Origin of the sequence: Rhizobium rhizoryzae, from assembly GCF_011046895.1 — a bacterium.
Taxonomy (GTDB): domain Bacteria; phylum Pseudomonadota; class Alphaproteobacteria; order Rhizobiales; family Rhizobiaceae; genus Neorhizobium; species Neorhizobium rhizoryzae.
Map to the genome: position 1 here is coordinate 802,556 of NZ_CP049249.1, position 16,576 is coordinate 819,131.

Below are 16,576 nucleotides of genomic sequence, written 5' to 3' on the forward strand. Positions count from 1 at the left end.
TCGCTCCTGCGATCTGGGCCAGCCGGTGTGAGCGGCTTTAGCGTTCGTCTGATGGAACAATAGTGTAGGAAATGGTTCCTTGTAACAATTGCATCAATAATTGGTACTCAATTGCGATTATCGCAATTATACGTCGCCACCTGAAACGCCAATGGGCAGCGGTTGCCGCCGCTGCCCATTATTTCATGGATGTTGGTAGAACCTCAGACTGCCCAGCAGGAGCAGCCGAGGGCGCCGAAGAAGCCCTTCAGATCAGCAATCGGCAGTTTAGAGGTCCAGGCACCGGCATGGTCGTGGCCATGTACGCCGCAGTCGCTGGCGCAGCCGCAAGTGGAGATAGCCGTGCGACGCAGTGACCGGGCGCCAGCACCCTGCGGCTCTCCCCAGGCGGCATAACCGCCAAAGGTGCTAACCGGCGACCAGTCGGGCATGGCAGGCGGAATGTCGTTCTCGTCAAGCGATCTGAAGTCGCCCGCGCCATAGACGATTTTGCCACCGACCATGGTCAGGTCCGACACGATGAACGAGATCTCGTCTTCGCGGCAGGAGAAGAAGTCCTTGTCCGGCACCACCAGATCGGCAAACTGCCCTTTTTCGATGCGGCCCTTCTTGCCCACCTCGTTGGAGAACCAGGTGACTTTCTCGGTCCACATGCGAAGTGCGGTTTCCCGGTCCAGGCAGTTCTGCCGCGGATAGAGCTGCATGCCGCCAACCGTCTTGCCGGTCACCATCCAGGAGAGCGAGACCCATGGATTGTAGGAAGCGACGCGGGTGGCATCGGTGCCCGCCGAGACGTTGACGCCCTTGTCCAGCATCTTGCGGATGGGCGGCGTTGCCTCTGCCACGCCATGGCCGTAGCGCTCGACGAAGTACTCGCCTTGATAGGCCATGCGATGCTGCGTGGCGATGCCGCCGCCGAGGGCCGCGATCCGGTCAATCGATCGATCGGAGATGGTTTCGGCGTGATCGAAAAACCAGTTGAGACCTTCGAGCGGGATATCCTTGTCGACCTTCTCGAAGACGTCGAGCGCGCGCGAGATCGTCTCGTCATAGGTGGCATGCAGGCGCCATGGCCAACGGTTTTGTGCCAGAATGCGCACGACCTCTTCCAGTTCGCCTTCCATCTCCGGCGCCATCTCCGGGCGCGGCTGGCGGAAATCTTCAAAGTCGGCGGCGGAAAAGACCAGCATCTCGCCCGCGCCATTGTGGCGGAAGTAATCGTTGCCCTGCTTGTATTTTACCGAGGACGTCCAGTCGAGGAAGTCCTCCTTTTCCTGCTTCGGCTTCTGGGTGAAGAGGTTGTAGGCGAGGCGAACCGTGAGCTGGCTTTCGTCGGAGAGCTTCTGGATGACCTCGTAGTCATCCGGATAGTTTTGGTTGCCACCACCCGCGTCGATTACGCCGGTCACCCCTAAGCGGTTCAGTTCGCGCATGAAGTGGCGGGTGGAATTGACCTGATAGTCGAAGGGCAGTTTCGGGCCCTTGGCCAGTGTCGAGTAAAGAATGCCGGCGTTCGGCTTGGCCAGCAGCAGCCCGGTAGGGTTGCCGTTGGCATCGCGGGTTATCTCGCCGCCCGGAGGGTTGGGCGTCTCGCGCGTATAACCGACAGCGCGAAGAGCGGCACCATTCAGCAGTGCACGGTCATAGAGATGCAGCAGGAAGACGGGTGTATCGGGCGCGACTGCGTTGATCTCCTCGATTGTCGGCAGGCGCTTCTCCGCAAACTGATGCTCGGTGAATCCACCGACGACGCGCACCCATTGGGGTGCAGGCGTCACGGCCACCTGGCGGCGCAGCATGTCCATGGCATCGGCCAGCGAACGAACACCGTCCCAGCGCAGTTCCATGTTGTAGTTCAGCCCGCCGCGTACGACATGGGTGTGGTTGTCGATCAGGCCCGGCAGGACGCGCTTGCCCTTGAGATCGACGATCTTCGTGCCCGGTCCGGCCAGCGCCATGATCTCGCGGTCGGATCCGACCTCCTGAAACAGGCTATCCTTGATGGCGATTGCCGTGGCATTCGGATTGGTCCGGTCGAGCGTCGTCACGCGGCCGTTGTGAAGGATCAGGTCAGGGTACATGCTATCATCTCCGGGCGGGTGTTGATCGGCAGCATTAGTCGGGGAGAGAAGGTTGGAAAACACCAGGCTCGATGCGCCTCCAAGAAAGGATCGACGCGTCGTCATCAGCCACGGTCCTTCGCGTCCATTGTCGCGCGATGGGCAACCTCGTTACGGTCGGCGCCCTTTGGCAAATGTCCGAACATGTGTGGCTTGATCTGATGAAGCCAGGAAACAGCCGCGGGCTCTCTGCCCCACAAGGTCTTTGCCAATGGGACGATCTGCTCCCCGAGCAGGATGCCAAGAAGACCGACCAGCGCGATGACCGGAGGGGCAGGAGAACGAACATTCAGGAGACTGTACACGATCCCGACGAGCAGGCCGGCTCCGAACGACATAAGATACATTTTCATGGGACACCTATCCGGTTGGACGCCGCTCCGACGGATCGCCGGAGCGGCAGGACGATTGTTACTTCGCCGGGTTGGGTCCGATGCGCTTGCCGTGCTGGACGCGTTCGTCCGCACCGTGCACCATGGTGTAGGCATAGTCGATGCCCATGCCATAGGCACCCGAGTGCTCCTTCACCAGCGCGGTGACCGCGTCGTAGGTTTCCTTGCGTGCCCAGTCGCGCTGCCATTCCAGCAGAACCTGCTGCCAGGTGACCGGGATCACACCCGCCTGCACCATGCGGTCCATGGCGCGATTATGGGCCTCCAGTGAGGTGCCGCCGGAGGCGTCGGCAACCATGTAGATTTCATAGTCGGAAACGTCATTCAGAGCAGAGAGGGCAAATGTCGTGTTGCAGACCTCTGTCCAGAGCCCGGAGACGACGATTTTCTTAGCGCCATTGGCCGCATTCTTCGCCAGCGCATCGCGAACGTTCTGATCGTCCCAGGAGTTCATCGAAGTCCGTTCAAGAATGTCGTTTTCAGGCAAGACGGCCAGCAGTTCGGGATAGGTGTGGCCCGAGAAGGACAGTGTCTCGACGGTGGTAATGGTCGTCGGGATATTGAAGATCTTGGCTGCCTTGGCGAGACCGACGACATTGTTCTTCAGCGTCTGCCGGTCGATCGACTGAACGCCGAAAGCCATCTGCGGCTGTTGGTCGATGAAGATGAGCTGGCTGTTGGCAGGGGTCAGGACTTCGAGCTTGGACATGGTTCTCTACCTCTTGGTTGCGGCCCGCAAAGGGTGCCAAAATCAGGTCGCTGCTGACGGACGTTGTCTGGTCTGCCTGACCGTTTTGCGTCCCGTCTTGGCTGCTGAGATCAAACCTATTGCCAAAGACGCACGTCTGGAATTGCAATAAAAATGTCGAATGAATTGCTTTAGTTGAAACAATGACAATCGTGGTTGTCAGGCTGGAAGGTCGGTTGATCCCGCAATGCAAAGGCAATACTCCTGGCAGAAGAGTTGCTGAAAGTGAAACAATCCCATGAACGACTATAAAGCGCTGCGTACCTTTCTCCTTGCGGCGGAGAAGCGCAATTTTGCCCAGGTTGCGCGGGAACTCGACATGACGCCTGCAGCAGTCACCCGCGCCATTGCCGCGCTTGAGGCAGAGCTTGGCGTTCAGCTCTTCGTGCGCACCACGCGGCAGGTATCCCTGACGACCGATGGCGCGATCTTCGCGGCGCAGATACAGCCGGCGGTCAAGACGCTCGAGGATGCGCGGCGCGAGGTGATGAATGCGCACAAGGCGGAGGAAGGACGTCTGAGGATCAGTGCGCCGACATGGTTCGGCAAGGTCGTGCTACCGCCGATCCTGTCCAGCTTCAAGGCAAAATATCCGAAGATGTGCTTCGAGATCTCCCTCTCGGACGGGCTCGTCAACATCGTTGATGACGACTATGACCTCGCAATCCGCATCTCGTCGCAGCCTTCCGACAAGTTTACGATCTGGCGGAAAATCCGTGCCGTGCCGCGCATTCTGGTTGCAGCACCCGGCAGCCGCTTCGTTGACATGTCGCACCCGAATGAACTGACACCAGACGACTGCCTGGCCTATAGCGGGGAAAGCCGGAGGGAAAACTGGGTTCTGTCGGACGGCGGCTCCAGCATTGCCATTTCTGCCGGACGGGCATTCAGTGCCAATAGCGGCGAGGTGCTGGCAGACATGGCCGCAGATGGTGCAGGTGTCGCCTTGCTTCCGGGGTTCAATATCGCAGAGCATATCCGCAGCGGACGACTCGTGCATGTCTTCAAGGGTTGGGCGCCCCCGGATCTGTGGCTAACCCTGTACTACCCGCCTTATCAGGCTCTGCCGCCGCGTATCGCCTCCTTCTCCAAATTCTTCGAGGAGCAGGTGGCGGCGCATATGGTCATGCTGGACTGATAGGCGACGGGAGAGCTTCAAGCTTTGCCGCAACAAGTTTCTGCAACTGCCAAAGATTCGCGTCGAAGATTTGCCGTTCCGCAAGATCAACAACGGTGCGATGCAGATACTGCGCGCAGGATCCCGCAGGTCCACAGGCCTGGGCGATCAACCCGGCTGCTTCCTCGAGAGGCACATGCTCCGTCAGGGCCGACTGCCTGGGGCAGGCCCAGAAAGCCAATGCGCGACGGTTTCCTGTTCCAGTCCTGACCGTGATCCAACGGACCATGTCGCAGACTTCGGCATACCGGATTTCCCGCGCCAATAGCTTGCGCAGATCTTGGCTCTGCGTTGCATGAGGGAGTTTGAGGATAAGACCGGAACAGCTTCCCCCTTGCTGGAGAGCAAGCATCAGGCCCGGAGCGTCCGAGGTGGCACGAAGCCGTTCGATCCTCAGCGAGAATGCGCGGTGCCAGCCGAAGGCGACGGCATCGTCTGTTGCCGCAATCTCAAATCCGGGATTCCACATCAGTGAACCGTAGGCGAAGACCCAGATCTCCTCACCGCGCGCTTCTGTCTCGATACGCTGCACCAGGCCGTCGAGCTGATCAGACGAGATAGGCGTCCAATTTGGCTCCGGGCCTTCCTCTTCGACAGTCCTGAGCGTCCTGGCAACGAGGTCTGAGGTCAGATGCAAATTCGTTGGCGATCTCATTGTCGCGAAGGATGTTCTGGGCATTGTGAAAACCTGTTCTGGTAGGAGCGCCGCCGAAGCGCATGTGCTTCGGCGGCTCTTGGTGCAGCGGCTGTGTTATGACGCTGCCTTGACATCGATCACTGCTCGAAAGCTGATCTCAACGATCTGTTGGGGGAAGGCCAGTGCGCTCACGCCGATCAGGTTGCTGGCAACCGGCGGCCTGTCTGTGCCGTACATCTCCTTGCGGACCTTTGATCCGGCAGCGAAGGCGCTCGGTACGTCAAGGACGAAAAGCGTCTCTTCCACAACGTCATCAAGAGTAGCGCCGAATTCTGCGAGGAGCTTCTTGGCGTTGACGTATGTCTGGCGGATCTGCTGTTCCATCGGCGTGAAGTCAATTGGCCGGCCTTTATCATCGAGAACGGCTGGCGCAACGAGATTGCCGTCGCCATCGTGGCTCAACTGTCCGGAGATATAGATGGTGTCCCTGACCTGAACGGCCTGTGCGTAGCCAAAAGCTTGCTCCCAGGCGACGCCGAGGTTTGCGATTTTCTTCGTGTTCGACATGATGGTTTCCTATCGTGAGGCAGTGCGAGCGCGATCCGCGCATGCGAGCTAACAGGCTGGAAGACGGCGGGCGCGTGGGAGGCCGCGCCCACCGTCAAAGCTGTTAACCCTGCACAAACGCCAACAGATCCGCATTCAGCACGTCGGCATTGACCGTGAGCATCCCGTGCGAGAAGCCCGGATAGGTCTTCAGCGTGCCGTTCTTCAGCAGCTTGACCGACTTGTGAGCCGAATCTGCAATCGGAACGATCTGGTCGTCTTCGCCGTGCAGAACGAGTGTCGGCACGGTGATTGCCTTCAGGTCCTCGGTCTGGTCGGTCTCGGAGAAAGCCTTGATGCCATCATAATGGGCCTTGGCGCCGCCCATCATGCCCTGACGCCACCAGTTCTGGATGACCCCTTCGTGCACGGTCACGCCATCACGGTTGAAGCCATAGAACGGACCGGCCGGCACATCCCGGAAGAACTGCGCGCGGTTTGCGGCCAGAGCGGAACGGAAGCCGTCAAACACTTCCATCGGCAGACCTTCCGGATTGGATGCAGTCTTGAGCATGATCGGTGGAACGGCGGAGACCAGCACTGCCTTGGCAACCCGGCCGGAAGGCTGGCCATGCTTTGCCACGTAACGGGCGACCTCGCCGCCGCCGGTGGAGTGGCCGATGTGGACGGCGTTCTTGAGGTTCAGATGCTCGACGACGGCGAAGGCATCGGCGGCATAGTGGTCCATGTCGTGACCGTCTGCCACCTGGGCCGAGCGCCCATGACCACGGCGGTCGTGAGCAACAACGCGGTAGCCCTTCGACAGGAAGAACAGCATCTGGGCATCCCAGTCATCGGAGGACAAGGGCCAGCCGTGGTGGAAGACGATCGGCTGGGCGTCCTTCGGACCCCAGTCCTTGTAGAAGATGTCAACGCCGTCTTTTGTGGTAACAGTGCTCATGGACTTGGTTCCTTCGGTTGCGTGGGTTGGGGAGGCAGCGCTGGCTGCGAAGCTCAGTGAGGGGAAGAATGATGCGGTGGCTGCTGCCGCGCCTGCGGCCAGCAATGCGTTTCGTCGTGTGATCGGTGTAAAATTTGCGGTCATCTAGCACCCTGCCTTTTCGTTTCGAAAGCTTCAGGCGATGCTGTGTTCGTCTGACAGGGGTGATATTGCCGTCAGATCCCGACCTCCACAATTGCATGAATAGTGTCGAATTTGTTGCGTTTAATGAAATAATGAAAAACCTCTACTGAGCGAGGGCAAAGACATCTGAAGATGGTTCCGCCATCAGGCTGATTGGCAAATGCTCAACATCAGCGGCATAGTGCTTTGAAGCGAAAGCACTCCTAGTTATGGAGAACAGTCCCTCACACAAAACTGAGGGAATGCATCAAAGACCCTATTGCTTTTCGAGTGAAGCTTCTTGCGATTCCGCTGGTTTCCATCCTATATCCCCTTCAACGTCGCGCAGCAAAAGCAGACAGGTATGTTGACCAAAAAGGGCAAATACGGGCTCAAGGCCCTCATTCATCTTGCGCGTCTGCAAAGTGGTGAAACCGCTTTTGTGGCAGACATTGCTGCACAGAACAACATATCGAAGAAGTTCCTCGACACGATCCTTCTGGAGCTTCGCAATGGTGGATTGCTGCGTTCGAAAAAGGGACCCGGTGGCGGTTATGCCTTATCAAAGCCGGCGCGCGAAATTTTTATAGGGCATGCCATTAGGATTCTCGATGGGCCACTGGCTCCCATTCGATGTGCCAGCAAGACGGCTTTCGAAGCGTGCGACGACTGCGATCATCCCGAAGACTGTCAGATCAGAGCGGCCATGACCGACGTCCGCGTCGCCATCGCAACAATTCTCGACAATATGACCTTGGAAGTGCTAGCCGCAAAAAACTCGCCCGCATCGGAAGCCGTAAACACCCTTACGCATGCATGAGTTGCCGTAGCGGGTAGCGATCTGAAACCATTGGGTCACCGAAAATGCTTCCGGTCGTCTCCCGTCTTGCAAGGAGCGCCAGTACACGTTGCCCTTTAGGATCAACGCAGGAACGGCGAGCCAGGAGGCGGTCGAGGGGAGGTCGGATCAAGGGATTGGTGATACCTCCCCCCGCATGCGATAATGTATGAAACTTCCGCAATCTGCCTTAAGATGGCTTGTCGGACAGGATTGGGCTTACATCCGAATCCGATATCAGCAGAAAGAAATCACCAGCCAAGGTGCGCGATAAAAGATCACCTACCGGCCTGGTGTCACCGGCTGCACGAATGGCGTCCAAGACCTGTTGACGGTGGCGGTTCCGTGTCGTTGGTGCGCGGAGCGTGAGCGCAGAGACGTGAGAACCGGAAGCGACCTGGTGGAAACCAGGTCGCTTCCGGACTTAATCCTGCCTTCGAACCTCAGAACTCCTGCCAATCGTCTGCCTTGTGTGCCAGATTGCCTTGGGTTTGAGGGAGTGCGCGGGCGATGTGTGGCCGTGCTGTCGCGGACGCCGGCGCAGGCTGGGCCATTGTCTGAGCGACCTGTCGCAAGGCAGAGGAATGCGAAACGGCAGAAGCCTCCAGCTGGAACATGGAAACCAGTTCCCGCAGTTTGCCTGCTTCCTGCGAAAGTGAAGCGGCTGCAGCCGTTGATTGCTCTACCATTGCTGCGTTCTGCTGCGTCGTTTGATCCATCTGGTTGACCGCAACGTTGACCTCGGTCAGTCCTGTGGATTGTTCACGCGAAGAGGTCGCAATCGACTCCATGAAGCTGTTGATCCGGGTGATGTGATCACCGATCGTCTTGAGCGCTTCGCCAGTCTGACGGACAAGCTTTACGCCGCCTTCAACTTCGCCGGTCGAATTCTGGATGAGGCCCTTGATCTCCTTGGCGGCCTGAGCTGAGCGTTGGGCAAGTTCACGAACTTCCTGCGCGACAACCGCGAAACCTTTTCCGGCCTCCCCGGCGCGTGCTGCCTCGACACCTGCGTTGAGTGCCAGCAGGTTCGTCTGAAATGCAATCTCGTCAATGACCCCGATGATGTTGGAGATCTGCTGTGAGCTGCTTTCGATACGCTGCATCGCTTCTTCGGCATGAGCCACGACATTTGCTGACTGCGTGGCACTGTGCGTTGCAGCCTGGGCCACCGACCTTGCTTCCTCAGTCATTTTGGAGGAACTGGAAACGTTTGCCGTGATCTGATCGAGAGCAGCAGCTGTTTCCTCAAGGGCTGCTGCCTGCTGCTCAGTGCGTTTGGACAGATCATTCGCACCGGAGGCAATCTCGCGTGTCCCGGAATCCATGTTGCCAACCGCAGTGATAACCGCGCTGACCGTCTGGCTGAGTTGTTCGACAGTCGCATTGAAATCCTGGCGAAGAGGCTCGTATTCCGGCGCAAATTGCGTCTGGATCCGACAGGCAAGGTCGCCACCGGCAAGCCGCTTCAGACCCGCACCGAGTGCCGAGCTTGCAATACGCAGCTGCTCAGCCTCACGGGCAGTTCGCTGTTGTTCGGCCTCGCGCTGCTTCTCGGCCTCCGAGCGATTGGCCAGAGCCTCCTGTTCGAGACGCTTGTTGGACAGCGAATTCTGCCGGAAGACTTCAACAGCAGAGGCCATGGCTCCAACCTCGTCCGAGCGGCCCTCGAAGGGAATTCTGCTCTGGTCATCACCACCTGCCAGACGGCGCATGGCCTCGGTTATGGCATTGATGGGCCGCGCGATGCCTGCAACCGCAAAATACATGCCCGCAACACAGATAGACAGGGTCGCAATCGCAAGTGTCAGAACCACCGCGAAGGCGAATGTCGCATCGTCTTCGGCAATTGCGACCACCGCTTTCGAATTCGCGATGATAGCGTCTACCAACTCAGTGATCTTAGCATTGACTTTGTCCGCCCGCGGTTTCAGCTCAGCCTTGAAGTAAGCCGCGGCCTTCGGAATGTCACCAGCCGCAACGTGGTCGGTGTAACGCTTGGCAACCGCATCATAATCGGCGAGCAAGGGCTTGAGATCGTTGATCAGCCGGCGTCCCTGTTCCGTCCGGACCTTTGCTTCGTAGCGTGCCATTGCATCACGAAGTGCTGATTCGAAGCCTCTCAAAGTCTGCTGTTCTGCATCAAACCCCGCCTTGTCGCTCACCATCACATGGCGAGCCAGCGCAAGACGAACGTTGGCAAACTCACCTTTGATGTCGCGGGCGGTGAGCAGACGCTCCATCCAGTAATCACCGATATCAGCCGTCTCAGACCGCATGGAGGAAATGTTTGAAACACTCGTGAAAGAAAGAGCTGCGACAGCCAAGGCAATGAAGCCAAGCATTCCGATCAGAGCCATGCGAAGTGAAGGTCGTTTCATGGGAGCTTCCGCTTAATTAATATATTAGGCAAATACTCACATGATGTTATTTCCGAATGGTAAACGTCCTCTAACGTATGGCATCCAGAAATAGTATATTTCATCATCCGTAAATTGTATCGAGCTCTCACGAAGCAATCTTACGCCGATCAAGACGCATTTTTATGGCAAGCTGAAGTCCAGCTGGGCCAAGGGAACACAATACAGGCCTTCAAGAGCACGGGCTACAGGTGGTGAACCTGGATGGCGCTGCGGCACATCTGTGGCTCCGTATTCCTTCGATAGCATCTTGGCCCCACGACCGGACGGCGAGAGGCATTCAGCCTGTCCGATCGGCAATGCGAACATTACCACCGCGTCCGCCACCCCAAGGTAAACGAGGAGTGGACCAAGATCTTGGTTGCCTCCTATCAGGACGATGGCGCACGAGCCGTTTTCAAACAGGTTAGAAAGGGGAACCTTGCCCCGACAAAGTGATCCATTTTGATGTAGCCTTGTCACAACATGCATCTCTCAAGATCACTCAATGACAAAACGAACATCGCCGGACAGAACAATGAATTTAAAAGACAGAGACCAGCGTTTTTCCCGGTCCGCGTGGAAAAGACCGAAGCGGTTCGATCGCAATCTGATCGTCATCGGAGCGGGTTCGGCGGGGCTTGTCTCGGCCTATATCGCGGCAGCTGCCAAGGCGCGGGTAACGCTGGTAGAGGCCAAAAAGATGGGAGGCGATTGCCTCAACTTCGGCTGCGTCCCATCAAAGGCTTTGATCAAGAGTGCCAAGGTGGCCCATCAGATACGCCACGCAGATAACTATGGACTGAAGGCAGTCGAACCCGGCGTTCCCTTTTCCGCCGTCATCGAGCGTATCCACGAGGTCATCGCCAGGATAGAGCCCCATGACAGCGTCGAGCGATACACCGGTCTTGGCGTGGAAGTACTCGAGGGCTACGCGAAGCTGATTGATCCGTGGACGGTAGAAATTGCGCTCAATGACGGCGGCACCCAGCGCCTGACCACTCGGGCTGTCGTGATCGCAACCGGGGCTCAGTCAGTTATTCCATCCATTGCAGGTCTTGTCGAAATCGACTTCATGACTTCGGACGATATGTGGGAGCGACTTCGTGGTCGGCCAACCGTGCCACAAAGGCTGGTCGTGCTCGGTGGCGGTCCAATCGGCTGCGAGTTGGCGCAGAGTTTTGCCCGGCTCGGCTCAGACGTTACCCAGATTGAGACAGCACCGCGTCTAATGACGCGGGAGGATGAAGATGCGGCCCAATTCGTCGAGGCCTCGATCAGGGCGGATGGCGTGAATGTTCTGACCAGCCATAAGGCGGTCGCGTGCGGGGCTCATTGGGGCGAGAAATGGATTGAAGTCGAACATGAAGGCGACCGACGCCGTATCTGTTTTGACGAGATTATCGTAGCCGTCGGGCGCGCACCGCGATTGGAAGGTTTTGGACTTGAAGAACTCGGCATCAAGGTTGACCGTGTCGTAGAAACAAACGAGTATCTGCAGACACTCTACCCAAACATTTTCGCGGCCGGCGATGTTGCAGGTCCTTACCAGCTTACCCATGTTGCCGGACACCAGGCCTGGTTCGCGACGATCAATGCGCTGTTCGGCGACTTCAAGCGCTTCAAGGTCGATTACTCCGTCATTCCCTGGGCCACCTTCACTGATCCGGAGGTGGCGCGTGTCGGCTTGTCAGAAGCAGAGGCGAAAGAGAAGAACGTACGCTATGAGATCACACGCTTCAACCTTGACGACCTGGATCGTGCGATCGCAGATGGATCTGCTCGCGGCTTTGTCAAAGTGCTGACCGTGCCGGGCAAGGACAGGATACTCGGCGTTACGATCGTTGGTGAGCATGCGGGCGATCTGCTCGCCGAGTTTGTGTTCGCCATGAAGCAGGGCCATGGGCTCGGCAAGGTCCTTGGCACAATTCACATCTATCCGACGCTGGCCGAAGCCAACAAGATGGTCGCCGGTCAGTGGCGGAGGAATCATATGAGCGGCTTTCTTCTCTTTCTGCTCGAGCGCTTCCAGACCTGGAGGCGCGGATGATTGATGCAAGAATATTGCCGCTCCAGAAGGCAATTCTTCAGCCTGTGGCTACGCTTCTGGCGCAGCGTGGCGTAAAGGCTGATACGATCAGTCTGGTCGGATTTCTGGCAGGGTTCAGCGCCTTTGTCATGCTCGGTTTAAGCCTCTGGCTTCCCGCTTTGCTGCTGATCTTGATCAACCGGCTTCTGGATGGGCTGGATGGTGCCGTTGCCCGAATTCAGGGCCCAACGCACCGTGGTGCCTATCTCGATATTGCACTGGATATGGTCTTTTACGCTCTGATCCCACTGGGTTTTGCTATAGCAATACCCGAGGCCAATGCATTGCCGGCCGCCGTACTCATCGTGACCTTTGTCGGTACGGGCTCCTCGTTTCTCGCTTTCTCAGCGGTCTCGGCGAGACTGGGTCGCAACGCGCCAGAGTTTCCTACCAAAGGCATTTATTATGCGGCAGGTATCGCAGAAGGTTTCGAGACCATTGCGGTTTTTGTCGCCATGTGTCTCCTGCCGACAAATTTCCCGCTGCTTGCCTATTGCTTTGCTGCCCTCTGCGCGCTCACCACCCTTATCCGCTGGCGTCAGGGCTGGGTTGCTTTTTCGACGGAAGAATAGTGAACCGATTGCTATCTTTCCCGACGACCGTTTCCAGACCGTGCGCTATGCTGCGACCCTCGAACTTGCGCTCCGGTGTGAAGTCTTCCCCAAGGTCCGATATGCTGGATAAAGATACGATCATGGATGAACGGCGATCTTCAGGGAAAGTGAACAGCAACGGCAGCGGTCACCGCCTCTGGCAATATGCGCCGGTGGCTTTCGTCATCTCAGGCTTTACGCTGGGGTATGTCTTTGGTGTGCAGGACTACCTGAGCCTCACGTTCCTCGCTCAACAGCGGGAGGCTTTGCGCATCTACGTCGATGCGAACCTTCTGTGGTCTGCGCTGCTTTTCCTCGTGATCTATATCTTGGCAGTTGCTTTCTCGTTCCCTGCAGCCTCTGTGCTGACCATCTTCGGCGGTTTCCTGTTCGGCTGGTTGATTGGCGGCGCGCTGGTTGCCATCGGCGCCACCATAGGCGCGTCCATCCTGTTCCTTGCCACGCGCTCCGCCTTTGGGGGCTTTCTGCGCGCCCGTGTCGATGGTTTTGCAAACAAATTGGCCGATGGGTTCAGGGCGAATGCATTCAGTTATCTTTTCGTTATCCGGCTTGCGCCTGTCTTTCCCTTCTTCGTCGTCAACATCGCCGCTGCATTGTTCGATATCAGCCTTGGCCGATTTTTCACCGCGACGCTTTTCGGAATTTTACCCGGCACCTTTGCCTATGCCTATCTCGGCCAGGGTGTCGATAGCGTACTCGCGGCTGCGCAAGCCAGCGGCCGGCAAGCGCAGGTCTCGGATCTGGTGACACCGGAGATCACAATCGCGTTTCTGGCGCTTGCGTTCGTCGCCCTAATCCCCATCGTCGTCAGGCAGATCCGCAAGCGAGGAGATTCGCGATGACATTGTGTTTTGCCATGGTGATCGGGACGTCGCTCCAACGGGATCCGCAGAGCCTACACGTCAAGAACTGATCAAAAGGAAGAAGAGCGACAATGCGTTCAATGGCAGCGATATTCGCGGTTGGCCTTCTGGCTGCCTCAAGCAGTCTTCCGGCGGCAGCAGCCGAACCACACATTTCTGATTGGAATCGTATCGAGCAAGCCGCATCTGGACAGACGGTGTACTTCAACGCCTGGGGTGGGTCTGAAAATATCAATGCCTACCTTCAATGGGTGAGCTCTGAGATGCAGTCGCGGTACCGCGTTACCGTCGTGCAGGTGAAACTGGATGATACCGCAAGCGCAGTTGCCAAGGTTATCGCCGAGAAGGCATCCGGCAAGAACGAGGGGGGCTCGGTCGATCTCATCTGGATCAATGGTGAGAACTTCGTCTCGATGAAGCAGAAAAATCTGCTCCTTACGCCGGGCTGGGCAACAGCTCTGCCGAACTGGCGCTATGTTGACAGCGAAAACCAGCCGACGATTTTGACGGATTTTACCGAGCCGACGGAGGGATTGGAAAGCCCCTGGGGCGGTGCCAAGATGGTTTTCTTCTACGACAGCGCCCGAACCGATGCATCCTCGCTGCCGGATAATTCGGCACAACTGCTCGATTGGGCGAAGAAGAATCCGGGCCGCTTTTCATATCCCGCGCCTCCGGATTTCATTGGCTCGTCTTTCCTCAAGCAGGTCCTTGCCGAAGTGATCGATGATCCCGCCAAGCTGTCACAGCCAGTGAACGAGGCGAGCTTCGAACGCGACGTCGCACCGCTCTTTGCCTACCTTGATGCACTGCATCCGGTTGCTTGGCGCTCCGGCAAGACCTTTCCTCAGAACTACCCGGATATGAAGCAGAAGCTTGCCGATAGTGAACTCGATATCATTTTTGCATTCAATCCTGCTGAAGCCTCGGCCGGCATCAAGGCTGGCGAACTGCCGGAGACGGTACGATCCTTCACCTTCTCCCGTGGCACACTTGGCAATACGCACTTCGTGGCCATTCCCTACAATGCCAATGCGAAGGAAGGGGCATTGTTGACTGCAAATTTCTTGATTTCGCCGGAGGCGCAGTTGCGCAAACAGAATCCGACCTACTGGGGTGATCCAACTGTTCTTGCCATATCAAAGCTACCGGAAGCCGATCGTGCGGCATTTGCAGCCCTTGACCTCGGTGCCGCAACGCTTGCGCCGGACAAGCTCGGCCCCGTGATTGCAGAACCACACACAACCTGGATGAATCGCATCGAGGTGGAGTGGCGTCGACGCTATGCCAGCGGCAATTGAGCCGTGACAGCGCAATCGGCCGATCACTCTTTCGGACAAATATTGATCGCATATCTGCCAAAGAGTGCGGTCGTCCTCACGCTTTGCCTTCTGTTCCTGCCGATCACTTTTGGGCTTCTTGGCACGCTGCTGCCAGCCTTCGGCTATCTCCCGGCGCTCGGTCACCATGGCCTTAGCCTTCAGCCGTTTCGAGATCTTGCCTCGACACCGGGCTTGGTCACGGCGACCGTGTTGAGTATGGCAACCGGCCTTGTTGCCACCCTCATCTCTCTCGCTGTAACTCTGGTTTTCATAGCAGGGCACGCAGGAACCCCGATGCTGTCGCGCATGCAGCATCTGCTGGCGCCTCTGCTGGCGGTTCCTCATGCCGCTGTCGCCTTCGGCGTTGCCTTTCTGTTTGCCCCCTCGGGTTTTCTCATTCGCCTTGCTGCTCCATTCCTGGGGATCGATAGGCCGCCGGACGTCCTTATTCCTCATGATCCACTGGGATTTACGATGATCGCAGGGCTCGTGATCAAGGAAACGCCGTTTCTTTTGCTGGTTACGCTCGCGGCTTTGCCACAGGTGGAGCTTGGCGCTGCACGCAGGCTGGCGGCATCCTTTGGTTACGGCAGGATCGCGGGCTTCGTCTACCTCCTCTGGCCGACGCTGTACCGGCAGATCCGTTTCGCCGTCTATGCTGTCATTGCCTATACGTCTTCGGTCGTTGATGTTGCGTTGATCCTCGGTCCTAACCTGCCCGGCACATTGGCGGTTCAGCTGGTGCAGTGGATGAATGATCCCGATCTCGATGCACGCTTTCTCGCATCGGCCGGTGCCGTGCTGCAACTGGGCGTGACGCTGGCTGCACTACTTCTCTGGTTTTTTCTCGAGCGGCTCTCTGCGATCATGATGAGGAACGCTCGAGAGAGAGGGTGGCGGTTCGAAAGGGATCGACTTTTATGCCGCGCCTCCGTCCTCGCGGTTGGCCTGGTCGGCGGCGTTGTTTTCGCTGGACTTGCCATTCTCGCAATCTGGTCGCTCGCCGGTCTCTGGCGATTTCCAGATATCCTGCCACAGAGCTTCACATTGCGAAGTTGGATGAGTGCCTCGCCAAGCCTGGGAAATGCGGTCGTGACGACGTTAATCACTGGCTTCGCGTCAACGCTCCTTGCCATCGCGCTCACAATCGGCTGCCTGGAGAGGGAGCTTCAGACCGGACGCAATGTCGGCGAGAAATCGCTGCTGATGCTTTATCTGCCGCTGATTGTGCCGCAGATTACCTTCGTTTTCGGCTTGCAGCTTCTGTTCATTGGCACTGGAAGCGGAGATAGGCTCGCAGCGCTCGTTCTCGTCCATCTGGTCTTTGTTCTGCCCTACGTTTTCCTCTCACTGGCCGATCCCTGGCGAGCCCTCGACCGGCGCTACGAAATCATCGCAACGGCTCTTGGTCGGTCACGGATCTCGGTGCTCCTGTCGATCCGCCTGCCCATGCTGATGCGTCCGATCCTGACAGCCATGGCCGTCGGCTTCTCTGTCTCTGTCGCGCAGTATCTGCCGACGGTGCTGATTGGCGAGGGCCGGCTAGCGACAATCACCACCGAGGCGGTCGCACTGGCCTCTGGTAACAACCGTCGTGTCATCGCAGTGTATGCCCTGCTGCAAACAATGCTGCCTTTTCTGGCTTTTGCGCTCGCGTCATTGATACCGGCGGCGCTCCACAGTGATCGTCAGGAGATGAAGGTCTGAT

Annotated in this window: 15 protein-coding genes; 8 read left to right on the forward strand and 7 right to left on the reverse strand. The window is 57.6% G+C overall.

The annotated features are described in order from the left end of the window. Positions 1–203 precede the first annotated feature (203 nt). The 3 genes from G6N80_RS04455 to G6N80_RS04465 are packed head-to-tail and all read right to left on the reverse strand — an operon-like array spanning position 204 to position 3,221. On the reverse strand, positions 204–2,186 hold the full coding sequence (locus tag G6N80_RS04455; protein WP_165131607.1) for an amidohydrolase: 1,983 nt from the start codon (positions 2,184–2,186) through the stop codon (positions 204–206). Further along, complete coding sequence (locus G6N80_RS04460) at positions 2,186–2,473, reverse strand: XapX domain-containing protein (protein WP_165131610.1); 288 nt, start codon at positions 2,471–2,473, stop codon at positions 2,186–2,188. The genes G6N80_RS04455 and G6N80_RS04460 overlap by 1 nt, the downstream gene beginning before the upstream one ends. Before the next feature lie 58 nt (positions 2,474–2,531). Continuing rightward, positions 2,532–3,221, reverse strand: a complete 690-nt coding sequence (locus tag G6N80_RS04465) for a hydrolase (protein ID WP_165131612.1) — start codon at positions 3,219–3,221, stop codon at positions 2,532–2,534. 277 nt (positions 3,222–3,498) lie between these two features. On the opposite strand from G6N80_RS04465, the gene G6N80_RS04470 reads away from it, so the two are divergent. Further along, positions 3,499–4,398, forward strand: coding sequence for a LysR family transcriptional regulator (locus G6N80_RS04470; RefSeq protein WP_165131614.1), 900 nt, complete (start codon positions 3,499–3,501; stop codon positions 4,396–4,398). Here G6N80_RS04470 and G6N80_RS04475 read toward each other — a convergent pair. The 3 genes from G6N80_RS04475 to G6N80_RS04485 all read right to left on the reverse strand — a co-directional run bounded on the left by G6N80_RS04475 (position 4,385) and on the right by G6N80_RS04485 (position 6,581). Further along, the gene (locus G6N80_RS04475) at positions 4,385–5,116 is read right to left on the reverse strand and encodes a gamma-glutamylcyclotransferase (protein ID WP_165131616.1); all 732 of its coding nucleotides are present in this window, start codon (positions 5,114–5,116) and stop codon (positions 4,385–4,387) included. The two genes, G6N80_RS04470 and G6N80_RS04475, sit on opposite strands and share 14 nt — an antisense overlap. Before the next feature lie 72 nt (positions 5,117–5,188). Further along, a complete protein-coding gene (locus tag G6N80_RS04480; RefSeq protein ID WP_165131618.1) occupies positions 5,189–5,641 on the reverse strand; it encodes a RidA family protein in 453 nt (150 codons plus the stop codon). A gap of 103 nt (positions 5,642–5,744) precedes the next feature. Next, positions 5,745–6,581, reverse strand: coding sequence for an alpha/beta fold hydrolase (locus G6N80_RS04485; RefSeq protein ID WP_246251361.1), 837 nt, complete (start codon positions 6,579–6,581; stop codon positions 5,745–5,747). Here G6N80_RS04485 and G6N80_RS23305 point away from each other — a divergent pair. Both G6N80_RS23305 and G6N80_RS04490 read left to right on the forward strand, forming a co-directional pair. Further along, a complete protein-coding gene (locus tag G6N80_RS23305; RefSeq protein ID WP_246251362.1) occupies positions 6,580–6,729 on the forward strand; it encodes a hypothetical protein in 150 nt (49 codons plus the stop codon). The genes G6N80_RS04485 and G6N80_RS23305 overlap by 2 nt on opposite strands. Before the next feature lie 378 nt (positions 6,730–7,107). Then, positions 7,108–7,563 carry an RrF2 family transcriptional regulator gene (locus tag G6N80_RS04490; protein ID WP_062554862.1) on the forward strand — a complete coding sequence of 152 codons (456 nt, stop codon included), beginning with the start codon at positions 7,108–7,110 and terminating at the stop codon, positions 7,561–7,563. A 461-nt stretch (positions 7,564–8,024) separates the two neighbouring features. On the opposite strand, the gene G6N80_RS04495 is transcribed toward G6N80_RS04490, so the two are convergent. Then, positions 8,025–9,962 carry a methyl-accepting chemotaxis protein gene (locus tag G6N80_RS04495; protein WP_165131622.1) on the reverse strand — a complete coding sequence of 646 codons (1,938 nt, stop codon included), beginning with the start codon at positions 9,960–9,962 and terminating at the stop codon, positions 8,025–8,027. A 556-nt stretch (positions 9,963–10,518) separates the two neighbouring features. Between G6N80_RS04495 and G6N80_RS04500 the strand changes: the two genes are divergently transcribed. From G6N80_RS04500 to G6N80_RS04520, 5 genes are all read left to right on the forward strand, one after another. Next, positions 10,519–12,030 carry a dihydrolipoyl dehydrogenase family protein gene (locus G6N80_RS04500; RefSeq protein WP_165131624.1) on the forward strand — a complete coding sequence of 504 codons (1,512 nt, stop codon included), beginning with the start codon at positions 10,519–10,521 and terminating at the stop codon, positions 12,028–12,030. Further along, positions 12,027–12,641: a CDP-alcohol phosphatidyltransferase family protein gene (locus tag G6N80_RS04505; RefSeq protein WP_165131626.1), complete on the forward strand. Its 615-nt coding sequence runs from the start codon at positions 12,027–12,029 to the stop codon at positions 12,639–12,641. Before G6N80_RS04500 ends, G6N80_RS04505 begins: the two co-directional genes overlap by 4 nt. 122 nt (positions 12,642–12,763) lie before the next feature. Continuing rightward, the gene (locus tag G6N80_RS04510; RefSeq protein WP_062553823.1) at positions 12,764–13,525 is read left to right on the forward strand and encodes a TVP38/TMEM64 family protein; all 762 of its coding nucleotides are present in this window, start codon (positions 12,764–12,766) and stop codon (positions 13,523–13,525) included. A gap of 92 nt (positions 13,526–13,617) precedes the next feature. Continuing rightward, on the forward strand, positions 13,618–14,847 hold the full coding sequence (locus G6N80_RS04515) for an ABC transporter substrate-binding protein (protein ID WP_062553813.1): 1,230 nt from the start codon (positions 13,618–13,620) through the stop codon (positions 14,845–14,847). Between the two features lie 42 nt (positions 14,848–14,889). After that, positions 14,890–16,575 carry an ABC transporter permease gene (locus G6N80_RS04520; RefSeq protein WP_165131629.1) on the forward strand — a complete coding sequence of 562 codons (1,686 nt, stop codon included), beginning with the start codon at positions 14,890–14,892 and terminating at the stop codon, positions 16,573–16,575. Position 16,576 lies beyond the last annotated feature (1 nt).